Genomic DNA, 890 nt, shown 5'->3' on the forward strand with positions numbered 1-890 from the left:
CGCCGGGCCCGCGCTCAGCGTTCCGCCGAGTTCGGCGGCGCGTTCGCGCAGGCCGGTCAGGCCGCGTCCCGGGACCGGGGCGGGCGGCGCCACCGGCTCGGACTCCGGGGCGAGGGCGGCGATCGGGTCGGGGCTGTCGTCGACGTCGATGGTGAGCCGGCCGGTCGTGATCGTCAGTTCGACCCGGACCCTGGTGTCGCCCCGCCGGGCGTGGCGCAGCACGTTCGTCAACGACTCCTGGACGATCCGGAACGCGGCGAGGTCGACGTCGGCGGGCAGTTCGGCGAGCCGTTCCTGGTCCCCGTCGATGACCAGTTCGACGGGGACGCCACACAGCCGCACCTCGCGCAGCAGTGACGGCAGGCGGCGCAGCCCGGTCAGCGGCGGCGCGGGTGACGGCGGCGCGGGTGACGCCGCCAGCACGGTCGGCCCTGATGAGGCGGTGGGCCCCGGCGAGACGGTCGGCGCGATTGTCGTGGATGGTGGCTCCGGGGCGTCCAGGCGGGTGAGGGCCAGGGTGGAGCGCAGCTCGTCGAGGGCGTCGACGCTGGTCCGGCGGATTGCCTCCAGGGCGAGCTGGGCCTGCTCGGGCCGACGGTCGAGCACGTGCAGGGCCACCGCGGCCCGCAGCGAGATGACGGAGAGGCCATGCCCGACGACGTCGTGCACCTCACGGGCCAGCCGCAGCCGTTCCTGCTCGATCCGCCGGCGGGTGGCCTCCTCCTCGGCCTGGGCGGCGGTGACCCGGTTGCTGCGGACGAGCGTGCCGACGAGCGCGGGCACTCCGCACAGCAGGATCAGCCCGGCGGCCTCGAACGGCGTCGCCCAGCCGGTCGGCGTGTAGCCGCGGGCGGCGGCGACCGTCCAGCCGGCCGCGATGACCAGCCCGG

1 protein-coding gene is annotated in these 890 nt (G+C 76.2%); it reads right to left on the minus strand.

Translation table 11 applies throughout. The features are described from left to right. Positions 1–890 (minus strand): sensor histidine kinase (locus tag MXD58_RS25770; protein WP_250610303.1); only part of this gene is annotated, 890 nt, incomplete at both ends.

Source organism: Frankia sp. AgKG'84/4 (assembly GCF_023242965.2).
In the GTDB taxonomy this organism is placed as follows: domain Bacteria; phylum Actinomycetota; class Actinomycetes; order Frankiales; family Frankiaceae; genus Frankia.